Origin of the sequence: Campylobacter sp. CNRCH_2016_3089 (genome assembly GCF_025772505.1) — a bacterium.
GTDB classification, from domain to species: Bacteria; Campylobacterota; Campylobacteria; order Campylobacterales; family Campylobacteraceae; genus Campylobacter_D; species Campylobacter_D lari_D.
The window spans coordinates 1-18,448 of record NZ_JAKMSF010000018.1; the positions used below are offsets into that span (position 1 = coordinate 1).

The window sequence follows — 18,448 nt, forward strand, 5'->3', positions numbered from 1 at the left end:
TTTAGCAAAATGACTTAAAGTTTTGGAATTTTTTAAAAAAGCGAGATTGAGATAAAATTGTTTATTTTTTTTAGATATAATCGAGCTTTATTTATATTTAAAAAAGGCATATTATGTTACGCTCATTTATAATTAGTATTTTTTTTATAAATTCTTTAATGGCTTTTAATGTAAAGTCTTTATTTACTTATACTTTTAATGATAATATTAGCTATGATTTAAAAAAAGCTAAAGAAATATATTTTAAAAACAAATGTAACACCTGTCACGGAGAAAATGGAGAAAAAAATTCTTATGGCAAAAAAGCTATTAAAGACTTAAGTCCAGAAGAAATCAAAGGTGCCTTAAAAGACTATGCTAATGGATATTTTAAAGATCAATCAAGCGATAGCATTCAAATGAGCATATACGCCAAAAAATTAAGTGAAAGTGATATGGATCACATTATAGCTTACTTAAAGGGGCAAAATTTTTCTATCGAGCTTAATCAAAAAGATCTTTTAGAAGAAGAACCAGCACCAAAAACAAAACATAATACATTTTTAAAATAAAAAAGGAGTTTTCATGAAAAAAAATCTACTGCTAGCTAGCTTGCTTTGTGCTAGTTCAATTTATGCTGCGGAAGTAAAAATAGGAGTTATTTTACCACTTACTGGCGCTTTAGCGGCTTATGGTAATGATGTGTATGAAGGTATCAAACTAGCTAATACCTTAAATCCAAATTTAAAAAACGGAGATAATGTTAAAATTATAGCCATAGATACAAAAGGTGATAAAATAGAAGCAGCAAATGCCACCACTAGACTTATCTCTCAAGATAAAGTTTTAGGACTTATAGGTGAAGCTGTTACACCAAATACTATGCAAGTTTTATCTATAGCTGAAGAAAGAAAAATTCCAGTAATAGCTCCTGTTGCTTCAGGCGATAAACTTTTGGATAAAAAAAGCTACGCTAGTAGAGTTTGTTTTATGGATAGCTTCCAAGGGGATAAATTTGCAAACTATGCATATAAAGATTTAAATTTAAAAACTGTAGTTGTAATAGTTGATCAAAGCAATGTATATTCACTAGGCTTAGCAAGAGCCTTTGAAAAAGAATTTAAACAAAATGGCGGGAAAATACTTAAAAAATTAACTATCTCATCGGGTGATAAAGACTTTAAAGCTATTGTTTCACAACTTAAAAGTATCAATCCTGACTTTGTTTATATGCCAATTTACCATCCAGAAGCAGCTTTAATAGCAAGACAAGCAAAAGCAGTTGGTTTTAATAAACTTTTAAGTGCAGGTGATGGGGTAAATAATAAAACATTTATTGAACTTGGGGGTGATGCTGTAAATGGAGTAATCTTTACCGATAGTTTTGACTATAACAATCCGCCAACAACTTTGTCTAAAAATTTCATCAATGCTTATGAAAAAGATCATGGCACCAAAGAGCTTCCAGCATTTTCTGCTATGGGAGCTGATGCTTATTATGTGATGGTAAATGCAATGAATGAATGTGCTAATAATCTTAACGCACAATGCATTAATGAAAAAATTCATTCTACTAATAATTTTGAAGGCGTAGGTGGAGTTATAAGCATAGATGCTAGTGGCAATGCAAGTCGTTCTGTAGTTATAAAAGAAATACAAGAACAAAAACAAGTTTATAAAACTATTATTAATCCTTGAAAGGTTAAACTATGAAAAAAATTAGTATAGCTATATTGTCTATCATAGCTTGTAATATCATACAGGCAAAAGAAATTAACATTGGCGTAGTTTTACCTCTAACAGGATCTACTGCAGCTTATGGTCAAAGTGCTTTAGATGGAGTGAAAATTGCAAATTCTATGAAAAATACTTTAAGTAATGGTGATAAGGTAAATCTTGTTGTAGTAGATACAAAAGGTGATAAAATAGAAAGCGCAAATGCTAGCACAAGATTAATTTCGCAAAATAAAGCTTATGCACTTATTGGAGAAATGCTAACAGCTAATACTTTACAAGTGATAAGAATTGGCGAGGAAAAAAAGATACCAGTGGTTGCTCCTGCAGCTACTGCTGATAAAATTTTAAATAAAAAATTATATGCCAGTAGAGTTTGTTTTATGGATAGTTTTCAAGGCTCATCTTTGGCTAATTATGTAAAAAATAAGTTAAATTACACTAAAGCTGTGATTATCAGCGATCAAAGCGCAGATTATTCTTTGGGTTTAACTAGGGCCTTTGAAAAAGAATTTAGCAAACAAGGTGGAAAAATTTTAGATAAATTTAGAATTACAGCAGGCGATAAAGACTTTAAAGCTATACTTTCTCAAGTTAAAAATTTAAAACCTGATTTTATTTATCTTCCAGTATATTACACTGAGGCTTCTTTATTCGCACGCCAAGCAAAAGCAATGGGTGTTAATATTCCTATGGGTTCGGCAGATGGAGTTGCCGATGAAACTTTTATTAATCTAGCTCAAGATGCAGCAGAAGGATATTTATTTACAGATAGTTTTGATTATAATAACCCTCCAACACAGCTTTCAAAAGACTTTATATTAGCCTATGAAAAAGAAAAACAAAGCAAAGAAGTTCCAAATTTTACAGCTATGGGTGCAGATGCATATTTTGTAATCTTTGAAGCTATGCAAAAATGCGTTAATGATTTCAATAGTGAATGTATCAACAACAACATTCATGCTACTTCTAAATTTGAAGGTGTTAGTGGAGTGATTAGTATAGACAAAACAGGTAATGCCACGCGCTCAATTGTTATAAAATCAATAGAGAATCAAAAACAAGTTTATAAAGACTCGATTCTACCATAAATAAAAATTTTAAGAGGTTCAATGGATAGTTCTTTAATTTTACAGCAAATTATAAATGGATTTAGTTTAGGTAGTATGTATGCACTTATCGCCATAGGCTATACAATGGTTTATGGTGTTTTAAGACTGATTAATTTCGCACATGGTGATATTATGATGGTGGGTGCATATTCAGCTTTATTTTGTGTTACAAGTATGAATGTACCTTTCTTAGGCGCTCTTTCTTTAGCTATGTTATTTGCAGCGGCCTTAGGTATAGCTATTGATAGGGTAGCTTATAAACCTCTAAGAAAAGCACCTAGAATTTCTTTACTCATCACAGCCATAGGTATAAGTTTTTTAATACAAAATGTATTTAATGTTTTATTTGGCTCAACACCAAAGTATTTTCCTGTGCCAAGTTATCTTGAAACAGTGATTAATTTTAATAATATCAGCATTAGTGTTAATAGTATTTTAGTGCCTATTTTGACATTTTTTATATTATTAGTGGTTTTATTCATACTTTATAAAAGCAAATATGGCATTGCTATTAGGGCTTTAGCTTTTGATATTCATACTGTAAATTTAATGGGAATTGATGCAAATCGTATTATCGCTATTGTATTTGCACTAGGTTCAGCTTTAGCTGCTATTGGTGGTATTTTTTGGGCTGTTAGTTATCCTTCTGTTGAACCTAGTATGGGAACTCTTATAGGACTTAAGGCCTTTGGCGCTGCTGTTTTAGGTGGTATTGGTTCTGTTGCCGGAGCAGTTTTAGGTGGTTTGATTATAGGTTTTACAGAGGTTGTTGTTGTTGCTATTTTCCCTGATCTTTCTGGTTTTAAAGATGCATTTGCATTTATCTTTTTGGTATTAATTTTACTTTTTAAACCAACTGGAATTTTGGGTATTAATTTTGAAAAAAGTAGGTTTTAAAATGATTGCAAGAAAAATTACACATTTAAGTTTCTTTATTATAGCGCTTGCTTTTCTTTTTATATCTCCTTATTTTTTTAACGATTATAAAATAGGAATTTTAAGCAATATTGCTATTTTTGTAATCTTAGCGGTAAGTTATAATCTTATCAATGGAGTTACAGGACAATTTTCATTAGAGCCAAATGGTTTTGTAGCTATAGGAGCTTATGTTGCGGCCTTAGTTTTACTTACAAGTGAAAGCAAAATCGATCAGTTTTCTTTAGAGGATCCAAGTAGTTTTATTTTGATGATTCATTCGCCAAGCTTTATTGTAGCTTTACTTGCCGCTGGGGTTTGTGCTATGCTTTTATCTTTAGTTTTAGCCTTTGCAGTATTTAGAGTTAGAGGAGATTATTTAGCTATTGTAACACTAGGCTTTGGAATTATTATCAAGCTTATGGCAATTAACTTTGCTTCTGTTACAAATGGCTCTTTGGGCTTAAACGATATTCCTAAACATACTACCTTATACTGGAGTGGTGGGATTGCTATATTTTCTGTTATTATCATCTTAAATATTGTTAGTTCAAAATTTGGTAGAGCCATGAAAGCTATAAGAGATGATGAAGATGCAGCATTAGCAATGGGTATTAACACTTTTAATATTAAAACCTTAGCCTTTAGCACTTCAGCATTTTTAGAGGGTGTTGGAGGAGGCTTATTAGCTTGCGCACTAGCTTCAGTTTCACCTGAACAATTTGACTTTTTATTTACTTTTCAGCTTTTAATCATCATTGTTTTAGGCGGCTTAGGTTCAACTACTGGTGCCATCATAGGAGCTATTTTAGTAATAGGCGGAAGTGAGTATTTAAGATTTTTAGATGAGAGTATGAATATTTTTGGTTATGAAACTCCTGCCATGCCTGGTCTTAGAATGGTTGTGTTTTCTGTTATATTGATTTTAGTAATGCTTTTTGCAAGAAGAGGAATAATGGGTGATAAAGAATTAACAGATATTTTATTTAAGTTTTCTAAAAGGAATAAAAAATGATTTTAGAGCTTAAAAAAATCCATAAAAATTTTGGTGGAGTTAGTGCTATAGCAAATACTTCTTTTACTATAAAAGAAAGCGAAATTTTTGGACTTATAGGTCCAAATGGTGCAGGAAAAACGACACTATTTAATATTATTACAGGAAATTATAAACCAAGCAGTGGAGAAGTATTTTTTCTAGGAAAAAAGATTGACCATTTAAAGCCGCACAAAATAGTTCATCTAGGCATAGCAAGAACTTTTCAAAATATTAGACTTTTTTCTAGCATGAGTGTTTTAGAAAATGTATTAATTGGTTTTGATAAGAGTATTAAATATAATATTTTTGAAGCTTTTTTACATTTGGGAAGATTCTCCAAAGCAGAAAAAAATGCAAAAAAAGCAGCTTATGAAATTTTAGAACAACTCAATATTGCTCATTTGGCTGATGAAAGGGCCACTAGTTTAAGTTATGGACAACAAAGAAAAGTTGAAATAGCAAGAGCTTTAGCAACAAATCCTAAACTTTTATTGTTAGATGAACCAGCAGCAGGTATGAATTCAACAGAAAGCGATGATTTAGCCGAATTGATTTTTGATATAAGAAATAATAAAAAAATCAGCGTTTTGCTTATTGAGCATGATATGAAATTTGTAAATAAGCTTTGCGATAGGGTTATGGTGCTTGATTATGGTAAGACTATTTTTGAAGGAAAACCAAGTGATGCTGTTCAAAATCCTGAAGTAATTAGTGCATATTTGGGAGATTTTAATGCTAGTAGTTAAAGATTTACATGTTTATTATGGCTTAATAGAAGCTGTTAAAGGTATAGATTTCACCATAAAAACAGGAAGTATAGTTAGCTTGATAGGCTCAAATGGTGCAGGAAAAACATCAACACTTAATGCAATGCTAAATTGTGTTAAAAAAACTGGTGAAGTAAGTTTTTTAGGTTATGACACTCAAAGACATTTACCTCATACTTTAGTACAAAAAGGTATAGCATTGGTACCTGAAGGAAGAAGAGTTTTTATAAATCTCACTATAGAAGAAAATTTAAAAATTGGTGCTTTTAATAATGCAGAAAACTATGAACATTTGAAAAATCAAATGTATAGACTTTTCCCAAGATTAAAAGATAAAAAAAACGCATTAGCGGGGACTCTAAGCGGTGGAGAAGCTCAAATGCTAGCTATTTCAAGAGCTCTTATGAGTGAGCCAAAACTTTTAATGCTAGATGAACCTTCGCTAGGACTTGCTCCAAAAATAGTTGGAGAGGTTTTTGATATTATAGTCAAATTAAAAGAAGAAGGTATTACTATTTTATTAGTGGAACAAAATGCATTTTCAGCTTTAAAAATCAGCGATTATGCTTATGTTCTAGAAAATGGTAAAATCGCTATGCATGCACCTGCAAAAGATCTTATCGGTAATGATGAGATTAGAAAAAAATACCTTGGAGCTTAAATCATGAGAAGACAACTTTTAGCTTTTGGGGATATAAAAATTTCTATTTTTTTATTTTTAATTTTTGCCCTATTTTGCGCTCTAGCTACTTTTATAGAAAGTGCTTACAATACTCCAACAGCATGGGCCATGATATATGGAACATCTTGGTTTGGCTTTATACAGCTCATACTAGGAATCAATCTTTTAACAGCTCTTTTTAAATATAAAATGTTTAACAAGAGAAAAATACCGCTTTTAATCTTTCATATCTCATTTTTATTTATATTGCTAGGTTCAGCTATGACTAGATATATGGGATTTGAAGGAAATTTACACATTAGGGAAAACGAAAAAAATAATATCATTGAAACCTCAAAAAGTTATATCTACATAGCAACCTTAAAAGATGATAAAGTATATAGTGCTGCAAAATCTGAATATATTGCCACTTTACCTTTTGTAAATGATTTTTCATTTGATTTAATACTACCCGATGAAAAGGCTCAAATTTCATATGAAAATTTGATTTTAGATGCAAAAGAAATTTATATCGATGATAACAACTCTGCTCCTCTTTTATCTTTAATGCTTTCACAAAATAACGAATCTAAAGAATTGCTTTTTCAAGCAGGGGATATAAAAAATATCAATGGTGTCAATATAGCATTTTTAAACGACTCTGCTCCAAGTCCTTATATAAAAATTGATAAAGATCTAAAGCTTAGTGCTGATTTTGATTTAAAATACATGTCAATGAGTGATGGTAAAGAAAACATTTTAAAAGCAAATCAAAAAGCACAAGCTAAAGATTTAAGATTATATTCTTTTAATGATATTAATTTAGTGGTAAAATTTGCTTCTTTACATGGTAAAAAAACCTTAGAAGGCGTTAATCAAGCTCAAGATGAAAGCTTTTTTACTTGGTTTAAAAATAGTTGGATAGAGCTAGGACGCAATGCTTTGATTTCTTTATTTGGTGAGGCAAAATACTGGAATAATTCTTTATTAAATAATTTCAAAGACTTTGCACAAAGCACTAAATATATGCCAACTCAACTTTCAGAAAATGCTATTAATGCTTTAAAATTAAAATTAAGCTATAAAGGAGAATCTAAAGAAGTTTTCCTAGTAGAATACAACTCGCCTATCCGTATTGATGTAGCAGGTCAACCTTTCTTTTTAAGATGGGGTCCTAAAGGAATAGAAATGCCATTTGAAATGTACTTAAAAGACTTTGAACTAGAACGCTATCCTGGCTCGATGTCGCCTATGTCTTATGCAAGTTATGTGGAAATTGATAATGCCGAACAAAAATTAGAATATAAGATTTTTATGAATAATGTTTTAGATTATCAAGGTTATAGATTTTACCAAAGTTCTTATGATCAAGATGAGCTTGGCACCATACTTTCAGTTAATAAAGATCCGGGTAAAATTCCTACATATATTGGATATTTTTTACTTACATTAGGAATGTTTTTAAATATTTTAAATCCTCATTCAAGATTTAGGACTTTAGCTAAATTAATCAATCAAGACACCTTGAAAAAAACAAGTGCGATATTGACATTTATATTAGTTTTTTTTGCAAGCCAAAATACTTATGCAAATGAACCCATCAAGGTAGATGAAACACATGCTAAAGAACTTGCTTCTTTGGTAGTGCAAAAACCTGATGGTAGAATGGTTCCTTTTAATACTTTAGCTATGGAAGTTTTAGAAAAAATATACAAAAACACAACCTTTCAAGGCCAAAGTGCCGAAGCAACTATCATATCAATGATTTTTGATGGCAGTGCATGGTACGATAAAGATATTATATTTATGCCAACAAGTCGCTTGGTTAATGAAGAAATTTCTAAAATTTTAGGTATTGAACCTAGAGCTTATACTAGTTTTAAAGATTTTTTCACTACAGATGCTTATAAACTACAAAAATATGTAGAAAATGCTAATAGAAAAAATCCAAATCGTAGAAGTGTTTTTGATAAAGAAATAATCAAGCTTGATGAAAGAGTAAATATTGTAAATTTAATTTTTTCAGGAGATATTTTTAAATTTATTCCACTACAAAATAGCACCAATAATCAATGGGTGGCGCCACGCGAAGCATATATAGGTTTAAAAGGCGAAGAAGGTAAAGAAGTAAGAAGCATTTTAGAAAATTATTTCAATGCAGTTAGTAATTCTATTGCACATAACAACTGGGATGAAGCAACTAAAAATTTAAATATTATCAAAAATTACCAAGAAAAATACGGCCATGAAATTATGCCAAGTGCTAAAAAAATTAATACAGAAATCTTTTTCAACAAAAGTCAAATTTTTGTAAATCTTGCTCCGCTTTATTTATGCGCTGGATTTTTACTTTTGATTATAGTTTTTGTTAAAATGCTTCTGCCAAAAATTCGCATTGATTTTATATTTAAATGTGTTTATGTGTTTAATATTGTGGCATTTTTCATCCATACTCTAGGTTTGGCTTTGCGTTGGTATATAGCAGGTCGCGCTCCATGGAGTAATGCATATGAGAGCATGGTTTATATAGCTTGGGCTTTATCATTATCTGGAATTTTCTTTTCAAGAAAAAGCCCTATTGCACTTTCTTTAACCTCTATTTTAGCAGGAGTTACTTTAGGTGTAGCTCATCTTAGCCAAATGGATCCGCAAATTACCAATTTAGTTCCTGTGTTGCAATCTTATTGGCTAACAATACATGTTTCGGTTATTACTGCTAGCTATGGATTTTTAGGATTATGTGCATTGTTGGGTATATTTGTACTTATTTTATTATGTATGCTAAAAATCAATGGCAAACATAATGAAAACATTTTAAGAAATATTACAGAAGCGACAAGAATCAACGAAATGGCTATGATTTTAGGACTTTGCTTACTTACAGTTGGAAATTTCTTAGGTGCTATATGGGCAAATGAAAGTTGGGGAAGATATTGGAGTTGGGACTCTAAAGAAACTTGGGCTTTAATTAGTATTTTAGTTTATGCAGCTATTTTGCACATTAGAATGGTACCAAAATGGACAAATCAATACATTTTTGCAGTTTGCTCCATGTTTGCATATTGGGTAATTATCATGACTTATTTTGGTGTAAATTACTTTTTAACTGGTATGCATTCTTATGCAGCAGGAGATTCTGTGAAAATTCCTGATTATGTGTATTGGGGATTTTTATTTATGGTAGCATTAAGCTTAGCAAGTTATTTTAAAAGATCTTATGCAACAAAATTATAGGAAAGTTTTACATGAATAATTCTCTTTTTATTTTTTTAGTTATAGCTTTAGTGATAATTATCATACTTGGAATTCTTTTGGTATTATTTTTCATGCACAAAGAAAAACAACCAAGCAAATCAAATCCAGCTAAAACTCCAAAAATAAGCAATATAGAAGATTTTATATCTAAAGCAAATAATGCAAACAACTCTCAAGAAATTCAAGCCTTAATTTTGCAATTTTTAAATTCACAAAAACTAGGATCTAATCCAAAAGACAGCGCCACTAAAAGAAAACTTGATTTCATTAGTGCTATTTCAGCCAATGCTAATGCTACTCCTAAAAACATTTCATTTTTAAACAATGAGCTAAAAAAAAGATATAAAGCTTTGAAAAAAGAAATTGATGCTTATGAGCAAATAGGCCTAGCAAAAAGAAAAATGAGACAATCTTAAGGTTTTTTGATGAAAAATATTAGAAATTTCTCTATTATAGCTCATATTGATCATGGTAAAAGCACATTAGCTGATAGAATTATCAGCGAATGCGGAGCTATTAGCGATAGACAAATGAGCGCCCAAGTAATGGATACTATGGATATAGAAAAAGAGCGTGGTATAACTATAAAAGCTCAATCTGTGCGTTTAAATTATAAATTCAACAATGAAGAATATGTATTAAATTTAATAGACACTCCAGGCCATGTTGATTTTTCCTATGAAGTAAGTCGCTCTTTAGCAAGTTGCGAAGGGGCTTTACTTGTTGTTGATGCTTCTCAAGGAGTAGAGGCTCAAACTATAGCCAATGTTTATATAGCCTTAGAAAATGATCTTGAAATCATACCAGTGATTAATAAAATTGATCTTCCTTCGGCTGATATTGAAAAGGTTAAACACGAAATAGAGCATATTATAGGAATTGATTGCTCTAATGCAATTTGTGTTAGCGCAAAAACAGGTGTAGGTATAAAAGAACTCATAGAAACTATCATCACAAAAATTCCTGCGCCAAAAACTGATGATGAAGCACCTACTAAAGCTTTAATTTATGATTCTTGGTTTGATAATTATCTTGGAGCTTTGGCTTTAGTTAGAATTTATGAGGGAAATATTGCTAAAAATGATGAAGTTTTAGTTATGAGTACAGATAAAAAACATCTCGTGCAAGATCTTTTCTATCCTCATCCATTAAGCCCTATAAAAACTAAAAAATTAGAATCAGGTGAAGTAGGTGTTATCGTGCTTGGACTTAAAAATGTCGCCGATGTTCAAGTAGGTGACACCATAACACTAACTAAAAATAAAGCAAAAGAAGCCATTGGTGGTTTTGAAAAAGCCAAAGCTTTTGTTTTTGCAGGATTATATCCTATAGAAACGGATAAATTTGAAGATTTAAGAGATGCTTTAGATAAATTAAAACTTAATGATAGTTCTATTACCTATGAACCTGAAACTTCATTAGCTTTAGGATTTGGCTTTAGAGTTGGTTTTTTAGGTCTTTTGCATATGGAGGTTATTAAAGAAAGACTTGAGCGTGAGTTTAACCTTGATTTAATTGCTACTGCTCCAACTGTTACTTATGAAATTTATCAAACCGATGGAGAAGTTTTAAAAATTCAAAATCCAAGCGAACTACCTCCGGTAAATAAAATCGATCATATAAAAGAACCTTATGTAAAAGCAACTATCATAACTCCAAGCGAATACCTAGGGAATTTAATCACTCTTTTAAATCGCAAACGCGGTATGCAAGTTAAGATGGATTACATCACTCCTGAGCGCGTTTTACTTGAGTATGATATACCTTTAAACGAAATCGTTATGGACTTTTACGATAAACTTAAATCACTTACCAAAGGCTATGCTAGTTTTGATTATGAGCCTATTGAATTTAGAGTGGGAGATCTTGTAAAACTTGATATTAAAGTAGCTGGTGAAAATGTCGATGCACTAAGCATCATAGTGCCAAATGAAAAAGCACTAAGCAAGGGCAGAGAGCTTGTAAAAGCGATGAAAGAAATCGTCCCAAGACAGCTTTTTGAAGTTGCTATCCAAGCAAGCATAGGAAATAAAATTATTGCAAGAGAAAATGTAAAATCCATGGGTAAAAATGTAACCGCAAAATGTTATGGCGGGGATATTACTAGAAAAAGAAAACTTCTTGAAAAACAAAAAGAAGGTAAAAAAAGAATGAAAGCTATTGGTAAGGTGCATTTACCTCAAGAAGCATTTTTAAGTGTTTTAAAAATAGACTAAATCCCTAGTTTATACACTAGGGATATAAATTTATGCATTGATATCTAAAGAATTTCCACCCATTTCATTAATTTTTTGAGTTACTGTTTCAATAGCTTTATCAATTGTCTCATAGCTGATATCAGGAAGTTTGCCACCCCACATTTTTTCCGCTTGTGCAAATCCTGCTTTTAGACCCTCTAAACCTTTTTGAAGTTTTTCCATGTCTTCACCAGCCCCATTAATAACAAAATCAGCCAATCTTTGAGATGTTTTTGCTACACCAAAATATCCATCTTCCCCAATAAGCTCTTTTGCTTCATCAGCATTTAAACTAAGTATATCTTTACCTTCATATCCTATAGCTTTAAAATCTACATTTGATAAAATAGCTATTAAAGAATCCTTAGATTGAGCTCCTTGAAAAATCCCTGCCTGAGATAGACCATTGGATGAACTCATGCTAAATACTTGCTGCATAAAATTCATAGCATAAAGCTCGGTTATGCCTTTTCCTCCCATACTAGCAAGCTTACTAAGCTTATCCTCATCTATATCTTTTGTGCTATTAGCACTTTTAGTATTGGCATCTTCAAGTTTTGTATTCAAATTAGCCTTCCTATTGCTAACTTGCGACTCTACTGCCACGCGTGAATACGAATTTATTTGCATCCTTGCTCCTTTTTTTGTGGGTTTATAAAAATCGTCTAAAAAAAATTAAAATTTACATTAAGAAATTTATAATTACAGCTTAAATATAATGCCAAATATTTATTATATTTTTAAAATTTGGGTGATATAAATGTTTTTCAAAGATTTTTTCATTATCATTGTTGATCCATATTTTAAAGATATTATAGAAGGTATAGAATCTCTTTATTAAATTTATTTTATCTATAAAATTTTAAATAAAATAATTTTTAATAAGGAAAGCTATGTCAATACATAATTTTTACACTACATTAAATCCTACCAAACTATTTATAAAATGTGCTTTGCCAAACATGGCTAGCATGGCTTTTATTTATCTTTATGTGATTATTGATGGAATTTTTGTTGGAAGATATTTAGGTTCAAATGCACTTGCTGCTATGAATTTAATGATGCCTTTTATCATGATAAGTTTTGCTCTAGCTGATATGATAGCCATAGGCTCATCAGTGCAAATAGCAATTAATCTAGGTAAAGGAAAAGTTGAAAAAGCAAGAGCTATTTTTTCTTTTTGTATAGTTATTATTTTTGCAATTTCTTGTTTAATGGGAATTTTAGGATTTTTTCTAGCAAAAACATTAAGTGTTTTTATGGGAGCTAATGAGAATATTCAAAGTTTATCTACTGAATATATGCAAATTTTTGCCACTTTTGCTCCCTTTATTATGCTAGCTTTTGCTATGGATAATTATCTTAGGATTTGTGGAAAAACTTTTTATAGCATGATAGTTAATATCATTACTGCTTTGAGTAATATTTTTCTTGACTGGCTTTTTATAGTGGTTTTTGATTGGGGGCTTTATTCGGCAGCTTTAGCAACTTGTATAGGGATGTTTTTAGGAAGCGTTTTAGGGATATTACCTTTTGTTTTTAAAGATTTAACTTTAAAATTTAAAAAACCAATAATCAAGCTGCAAATACTAAAAAATATACTTTATAATGGCTCATCTGAATTTTTTTCTAATATTTCTAGCTCTTTTTATACCATCTTAGCTAATGCTTTTTTGCTTAAACTTTCTGGAAGTACAGCTGTTGCAGCATTTTCTGTGATTTTATATCTTAGTACTTTTGTTTTCATGCTAGTTTTGGCCATGTGTGATGCTATGCAACCTGCATTAAGTTATAATTATGGACACAAAAATATTGCAAGAATTCAAGCTATTTTTAAAAGAATGTTTTTTGCTTCTTGGGGTGTAAGCACAATAGTGTTTTTATTTGTTTATTTTTTCAATAACCTTATAGTAAGTGTTTTCAACAAAGATAACAACCAAGATTTTATTCATATAGCACAAAATGCTTTGATATTTTTTTCTTTTTCTTTTTTATTTTCTTGGTTTGGAAAACTCTGCGCTTCATTTTTCACAGCGCTTGATAAACCCTTACTTTCTTTAGGAATTTCTATTTCCCAAAGTCTTATTTTCCCATTCTTATCTTTATTTATACTAACGCAATTTTTAGGAGTAAATGGAGTTTGGCTAGCCACTTTAGTAGGTGATATTTGTATGATTTTTATTGCTTCATTTTTATTATATAAAACTTTTAAAAATCTAAACTCTTAGCTAATTTTAAACAAGAGTTTAGATCTTGTTCTTTACATATATATAAATTTTTAAAATTACGAAGTTTTAAAGCTGTACTTTGACCTATAACTACAACTTTATCTTCTTTTTCTAATGCAAAAAATTTCAAAAATTGCTCCATGCTTGAAGGAGCGCTAAAGATAAAAACACTTGGATGATGTATTTTTAACTCATCTTTTTTAGGCTCTATGGCTATATTTTCATAAACGATTAATTGTTTTAAAAGGATATTTTCTTTCAGCAAATACTCATCAAGACCTGAACTAATTTTCTTCGCTCTTAAATAAAGACATTTTTTATTTTTAAACTCAAATAAAAACTCACTAGCTAAATTTTTACCATAAGCCTTGCTAGGATATTTGACATTTTTAAAGCCAAGCTCTTTTGCAAAATCAGCACTTTTTTCTCCCACAGCATAAAGTTTAATATCAAAATCAATTTTGTTTTTACTTGACATTAATGCTTTTAATGCATTCTTGGAGCTAATGATTAAACAATCAAATTCCTTTAAATTAACTTCAAAATCAAGAAATTTAATTTCATTTAATCTTATAGTCTTAACACCATCAAATTCTTTATCCCCTATAAAATAAATCATTATTTTCCTATAAAAGTTTTATCAAAATTTGATCTTAAATTTAAAGTTGCTATATAAGGATCATTTGCTTGCATTATCGCTCTAACCACAGCTATACCTTGTATATTACAATCTTTAAGCAAATTTAAATTAACTTCATCTATCCCACCTATAGCCACAATAGGTAAAGAAGCTAAACTAGCAATTTCTTTTAATCCATCTATGCCAAGCACAACACAATCTTGCTTGCTAGGCGTAGCAAAAACAGCCCCCACTCCAAGATAAGTAGCACCTTGAGTATTAATAAGATCATTTTTATGATTGATCGTAAGCCCTATGATTTTTTCTTCGCCTAAAAGTTCCCTTGCTTTTTTTAAAGGCATATCCTTTTGTCCTATATGCACTCCATTTGCATTCACAGCCATGGCTATATCGATTCTATCATTTATCACAAAAGGTGTGTTGTATTTTTCACACAAAGCTTTAACTTTTAAAGCAAGATTATAAAATTCTAAAGTACTAAGATTTTTCTCTCTAAGTTGTAAAATATCAATCTTAGCTTTCAAAGAAGCTTCTAAAATATTTAAAAACTCGCTTTCGCTTTTTTCACCCTTGCTTGCGACAAGATAAATTTTAAATGATTTCATATTTGGCTCTTTTTTTAATTTCTTCATCATCTAAATTACTTAAAGCATCGATTAAATTCACTCTAAAACTACCACTTCCACTAGAAAGCTCTTGAGCGATTTCGCTAGCTATGCCAAAACTAAGCAAAGCATATAAACTAGCCTGAAATTTATCTTCTAACGCTCCTGCAAAAACTCCACACAAAGAAGCACACATACAACCTGCTCCAGTTATCTTAGTAGCCATGATTGAGCCATTATAAATTTTAGCAATATGCTCTTGATTTATAATATAATCAATTTTTCCAGTTATAGCCAAAACACGCTTGGTTTTATAAGAGTATTCTTTAGCTTTTTCTAAAAACTCATTATCGATTACAAAAGTACTATCAACCCCTCTTGCTTTACCATCTAAACCTATAACACTAGCCATTTCAGATGCATTTGCCTTAACAATACTAATACCTTTTAGATTAAGTAATTCAAAATTAATCCCATCTCTTGCCTTACTCACACCCAAAGCAACAGGATCAAAAATTATAGGTTTATTTAATAAAGTATATTCTTTAGTTGCTTTTAACATAGAATTTGCTATAAGTTGATTAATCGTACCTGTGTTTAATACTAAGGCTGAACTTATTCTAGCAAAATCAGCTTGCTCTTCATAAAAATCAGCCATAGCAGCACTTGCTCCCATTGCTATAGTTACATTTGCACAATCATTAGCTGTAACATAATTAGTAATATGATGAATCAAAGGATTTTTTTCTCTTACTGCTTTAATAATCATTTTTACTCCTTGTCATATTGAAAAAAATGATTAGTCGGACCACAACCTTTTCCAAGTGCTAAAGAATTTAATATAGCTCCATACACATAATCTTTAGCAAGTTTTATAGCTTCATGTTTTTCTTTACCTAAGGCAAGATTACTAGCTATAGCTGAACTTAATGTACAACCTGTGCCGTGTGTATTTTTTGTATTAATTTTTTCTGCTTTAAAAATACTAAATTCCTTTCCATCATAAAAAACATCATTGGTGTTATATTTACTATGTCCACCTTTAATCAAAACACTTTTTGCACCTTCTTTGTGAAGTTTTATAGCGGCTTTTTTCATATCCTCCTCATTAAGTATTTTAAAATCACACAAAAACTCAGCCTCGGGAATATTTGGAGTAAGTACATCAGCTAAAGATAAAATTTCATCTTTAAAAAACTGACAATTTTCTAAAGGCATTAAAGCATAGCCATTTTTTGCAAACATCACAGGATCAATCACTACATTTTTAGCTTTAAAACGCAATAAATTTTCTTTTACACAAATTATGATTTCCTTTGAACCTAACATTCCAATTTTCACAGCAGCTGGCTCTATGTCTTCATAAACTGCTAGCATTTGCTCATCTATTATCTTAGTGGGTATATCAAAACAAGAAATCACCCTTGCAGTATTTTCAGCCACAACGCTTAAAACTACACTCATACCAAATAAATTATGAGCACTAAAAGTTTTTAAATCAGCTTGTATGCCAGCTCCACCACTACAATCACTTCCTGCTATAGTTAAGATAGGAATTTTAGTTTTTGTTTTTGCTTGTATCATTTTTATCCTTTTTTATAAAAAAGGAAAGTTTTTGCAAGAATTCAAAGTTTGCATTACCAAACTTCTCAAGGGTCGAAGTTATACTTCCTCTCAGCAAAAGCTCCCCATTAATGAAAAATTATATCTTAGTTTTAATTAATCTTTAAAAATATTTTGAAATACTGCTATAATTTTGAAAAAACTACACAAAAATAAAAGGAAAAATATGACTAAAATTATTTTTGTTTGTTTAGGCAATATTTGTCGTTCTCCCATGGCCGAATTTATTATGAAGGATCTTATATCAAAAGTAAATTTAAATAATGAATTTATTATTTCTAGTGCAGGTACTTCAGGTTACCACGATGGAGAGGATATGCATTATAAAACTAAAGCTTTATTAGATAACAAAAATATAAATTCTAAGCCATTTTGTAGTAAAAAACTAAATTTAAAAATGTGTGAGGATAATGATTTAATTATCGTAATGGATAATTCTAATTATAATGATATAGTTAAAAATTTTCCAAATGCAAAACATAAAATTCATAAAATCACTTCTTTTGCCTTAGAATTAGGATATGACGAAGTGCCTGATCCTTGGTATAGTGGGAACTTTGATGAGACTTACACTATACTTTCAAAAGCATGTTTTGGGCTCTTAAATACTCTTTATAAAAATTTATCGTTTAAATAATATTTGTTTCTTTTTTAATTTTTAATGATATAATAAACTCATTTAAAATTCACCATAACATCAAAGGAGTTTAATTAATGAAAAGTATCAAATTAAAAATTTCATTAATAGCAAACATTATAGCTATAGTATGTCTTATAATACTTGGCGTTGTTAGTTTTATTTTTACAAAAAAAGCCTTAAATTATGAGGTAGTAAAAGCTGAAACTAATTATGTAAGAACTGCAGAAAAATCAATGAGAGATTTCAAAAAGCTCAATGTGCATTCTTTGGAAAAACTTTCTCAAGCCATCTTAAAGCTTCCATATAGCGAACTTAACACTCAAGAAAAACTTATGGATAATACAGGTAATTTACTAAAAACAGTTAGAGATATGAATAGTTATTTAGCTGTTTATATAGCTCAGCCAAGCGGTGAGTTAATAGTAAGTGATCCAGATAGCGATAGCAAAGGCTTAGATTATGGAATTTACGGAAAAGCAGATAATTACGATGCTACTACAAGAGAATTTTATATAGAAGCTAGAAAGAAAAATGGCTTATACATTACCGCATCTTATATTGATGCAACAACTGGTTTACCATGTTTTACCTACTCTATGCCATTAATCAAAGATGGTAAATTTATAGGTATACTAGCTATTGATGTTTTGGTAAAAGATCTACAAAACGAATTTAGCGAACTACCAGGAAGAACCTTTGTATTTGACCAAGCTTATACTGTATTTGCCTCAACTGACAAATCATTAGTTAGCGATAAGCAAAATCCAGATATTATAACAGTTGCTAAAGCTTATGAAAAAGCTGGTGATTATAATATTTTCAGCTATACCACACAAAATGGTAACAATAGATTTGGTATTTGTGTTAATGTTGATGGTTATACAACTTGTGCGGGCGAAAATATAGAAGTTATTGAAGCTCCTGCTTTAAAAATAGCTTATATTCAAACTACTATTGTTATTTTTACAAGTATAGCTAGTATCATTTTACTCTATTTCATCATCTCTTATTATCTA

At 30.3% G+C, this 18,448-nt stretch carries 18 protein-coding genes; 13 read left to right on the forward strand and 5 right to left on the reverse strand.

All coding sequences use genetic code 11. From position 1 onward, the window contains the following. Positions 1 to 110: 110 nt before the first annotated feature. The 10 genes from L8W69_RS08665 to lepA are packed head-to-tail and all read left to right on the forward strand — an operon-like array spanning position 111 to position 11,675. A complete protein-coding gene (locus L8W69_RS08665) occupies positions 111 to 551 on the forward strand; it encodes a c-type cytochrome (RefSeq protein WP_412175477.1) in 441 nt (146 codons plus the stop codon). Positions 552 to 564: 13 nt separating this feature from the next. Beyond that, a complete protein-coding gene (locus tag L8W69_RS08670; RefSeq protein WP_133319841.1) occupies positions 565 to 1,677 on the forward strand; it encodes an ABC transporter substrate-binding protein in 1,113 nt (370 codons plus the stop codon). Positions 1,678 to 1,688: 11 nt separating this feature from the next. Then, complete coding sequence (locus L8W69_RS08675; RefSeq protein ID WP_263666940.1) at positions 1,689 to 2,804, forward strand: ABC transporter substrate-binding protein; 1,116 nt, start codon at positions 1,689 to 1,691, stop codon at positions 2,802 to 2,804. A gap of 21 nt (positions 2,805 to 2,825) precedes the next feature. Beyond that, positions 2,826 to 3,722: a branched-chain amino acid ABC transporter permease gene (locus tag L8W69_RS08680; RefSeq protein WP_220566316.1), complete on the forward strand. Its 897-nt coding sequence runs from the start codon at positions 2,826 to 2,828 to the stop codon at positions 3,720 to 3,722. A gap of 1 nt (position 3,723) precedes the next feature. After that, entirely contained in the window at positions 3,724 to 4,755 is a 1,032-nt protein-coding gene (locus tag L8W69_RS08685; protein WP_263666941.1) for a branched-chain amino acid ABC transporter permease, read from the forward strand. Further along, on the forward strand, positions 4,752 to 5,522 hold the full coding sequence (locus L8W69_RS08690; protein WP_133319838.1) for an ABC transporter ATP-binding protein: 771 nt from the start codon (positions 4,752 to 4,754) through the stop codon (positions 5,520 to 5,522). Before L8W69_RS08685 ends, L8W69_RS08690 begins: the two co-directional genes overlap by 4 nt. Beyond that, the gene (locus L8W69_RS08695; RefSeq protein ID WP_133319837.1) at positions 5,509 to 6,204 is read left to right on the forward strand and encodes an ABC transporter ATP-binding protein; all 696 of its coding nucleotides are present in this window, start codon (positions 5,509 to 5,511) and stop codon (positions 6,202 to 6,204) included. Before L8W69_RS08690 ends, L8W69_RS08695 begins: the two co-directional genes overlap by 14 nt. 3 nt (positions 6,205 to 6,207) lie before the next feature. Further along, positions 6,208 to 9,438, forward strand: a complete 3,231-nt coding sequence (ccsB, locus tag L8W69_RS08700; protein ID WP_263666942.1) for a c-type cytochrome biogenesis protein CcsB — start codon at positions 6,208 to 6,210, stop codon at positions 9,436 to 9,438. Between the two features lie 11 nt (positions 9,439 to 9,449). After that, the gene (locus tag L8W69_RS08705) at positions 9,450 to 9,875 is read left to right on the forward strand and encodes a hypothetical protein (RefSeq protein ID WP_263659953.1); all 426 of its coding nucleotides are present in this window, start codon (positions 9,450 to 9,452) and stop codon (positions 9,873 to 9,875) included. Positions 9,876 to 9,884: 9 nt separating this feature from the next. Next, a complete protein-coding gene (gene lepA, locus L8W69_RS08710; protein WP_039628652.1) occupies positions 9,885 to 11,675 on the forward strand; it encodes a translation elongation factor 4 in 1,791 nt (596 codons plus the stop codon). Between the two features lie 30 nt (positions 11,676 to 11,705). Here lepA and L8W69_RS08715 read toward each other — a convergent pair whose 3' ends face one another. Then, positions 11,706 to 12,326, reverse strand: a complete 621-nt coding sequence (locus L8W69_RS08715; RefSeq protein WP_263666943.1) for a hypothetical protein — start codon at positions 12,324 to 12,326, stop codon at positions 11,706 to 11,708. A 269-nt stretch (positions 12,327 to 12,595) separates the two neighbouring features. Between L8W69_RS08715 and L8W69_RS08720 the strand changes: the two genes are divergently transcribed. Further along, positions 12,596 to 13,924, forward strand: a complete 1,329-nt coding sequence (locus tag L8W69_RS08720) for an MATE family efflux transporter (RefSeq protein ID WP_263665989.1) — start codon at positions 12,596 to 12,598, stop codon at positions 13,922 to 13,924. Here L8W69_RS08720 and L8W69_RS08725 read toward each other — a convergent pair. From L8W69_RS08725 to thiD, 4 genes are read right to left on the reverse strand one after another with little or no spacing between them, the layout of a single operon-like run. After that, entirely contained in the window at positions 13,905 to 14,546 is a 642-nt protein-coding gene (locus L8W69_RS08725) for a uroporphyrinogen-III synthase (protein WP_318529432.1), read from the reverse strand. The two genes, L8W69_RS08720 and L8W69_RS08725, sit on opposite strands and share 20 nt — an antisense overlap. After that, positions 14,543 to 15,169, reverse strand: a complete 627-nt coding sequence (gene thiE, locus L8W69_RS08730) for a thiamine phosphate synthase (RefSeq protein ID WP_263665986.1) — start codon at positions 15,167 to 15,169, stop codon at positions 14,543 to 14,545. The genes L8W69_RS08725 and thiE overlap by 4 nt, the downstream gene beginning before the upstream one ends. Next, on the reverse strand, positions 15,156 to 15,938 hold the full coding sequence (thiM, locus tag L8W69_RS08735) for a hydroxyethylthiazole kinase (RefSeq protein WP_133319830.1): 783 nt from the start codon (positions 15,936 to 15,938) through the stop codon (positions 15,156 to 15,158). Before thiM ends, thiE begins: the two co-directional genes overlap by 14 nt. A 2-nt stretch (positions 15,939 to 15,940) precedes the next feature. Then, positions 15,941 to 16,753, reverse strand: coding sequence for a bifunctional hydroxymethylpyrimidine kinase/phosphomethylpyrimidine kinase (gene thiD, locus L8W69_RS08740; protein WP_133319829.1), 813 nt, complete (start codon positions 16,751 to 16,753; stop codon positions 15,941 to 15,943). Positions 16,754 to 16,958: 205 nt separating this feature from the next. Between thiD and L8W69_RS08745 the strand changes: the two genes are divergently transcribed. Continuing rightward, complete coding sequence (locus L8W69_RS08745; RefSeq protein ID WP_263666944.1) at positions 16,959 to 17,429, forward strand: low molecular weight protein-tyrosine-phosphatase; 471 nt, start codon at positions 16,959 to 16,961, stop codon at positions 17,427 to 17,429. Between the two features lie 77 nt (positions 17,430 to 17,506). Continuing rightward, a partial coding sequence (locus L8W69_RS08750) for a PDC sensor domain-containing protein (RefSeq protein ID WP_263666945.1) occupies positions 17,507 to 18,448 on the forward strand: 942 nt, incomplete at its 3' end.

Excerpts from the sequence above, each read along its gene's own strand:
- L8W69_RS08670 (WP_133319841.1), top strand. The coding sequence starts at position 565 with ATGAAAAAAAATCTACTGCTAGCTAGCTTGCTTTGTGCTAGTTCAATT.
- L8W69_RS08675 (WP_263666940.1), top strand. The coding sequence starts at position 1,689 with ATGAAAAAAATTAGTATAGCTATATTGTCTATCATAGCTTGTAATATC.
- L8W69_RS08680 (WP_220566316.1), top strand. The coding sequence starts at position 2,826 with ATGGATAGTTCTTTAATTTTACAGCAAATTATAAATGGATTTAGTTTA.
- L8W69_RS08685 (WP_263666941.1), top strand. The coding sequence starts at position 3,724 with ATGATTGCAAGAAAAATTACACATTTAAGTTTCTTTATTATAGCGCTT.
- L8W69_RS08690 (WP_133319838.1), top strand. The coding sequence starts at position 4,752 with ATGATTTTAGAGCTTAAAAAAATCCATAAAAATTTTGGTGGAGTTAGT.
- L8W69_RS08695 (WP_133319837.1), top strand. The coding sequence starts at position 5,509 with ATGCTAGTAGTTAAAGATTTACATGTTTATTATGGCTTAATAGAAGCT.
- ccsB (WP_263666942.1), top strand. The coding sequence starts at position 6,208 with ATGAGAAGACAACTTTTAGCTTTTGGGGATATAAAAATTTCTATTTTT.
- L8W69_RS08705 (WP_263659953.1), top strand. The coding sequence starts at position 9,450 with ATGAATAATTCTCTTTTTATTTTTTTAGTTATAGCTTTAGTGATAATT.
- lepA (WP_039628652.1), top strand. The coding sequence starts at position 9,885 with ATGAAAAATATTAGAAATTTCTCTATTATAGCTCATATTGATCATGGT.
- L8W69_RS08715 (WP_263666943.1), bottom strand. The coding sequence starts at position 12,326 with ATGCAAATAAATTCGTATTCACGCGTGGCAGTAGAGTCGCAAGTTAGC.
- thiE (WP_263665986.1), bottom strand. The coding sequence starts at position 15,169 with ATGAAATCATTTAAAATTTATCTTGTCGCAAGCAAGGGTGAAAAAAGC.
- thiM (WP_133319830.1), bottom strand. The coding sequence starts at position 15,938 with ATGATTATTAAAGCAGTAAGAGAAAAAAATCCTTTGATTCATCATATT.
- thiD (WP_133319829.1), bottom strand. The coding sequence starts at position 16,753 with ATGATACAAGCAAAAACAAAAACTAAAATTCCTATCTTAACTATAGCA.
- L8W69_RS08745 (WP_263666944.1), top strand. The coding sequence starts at position 16,959 with ATGACTAAAATTATTTTTGTTTGTTTAGGCAATATTTGTCGTTCTCCC.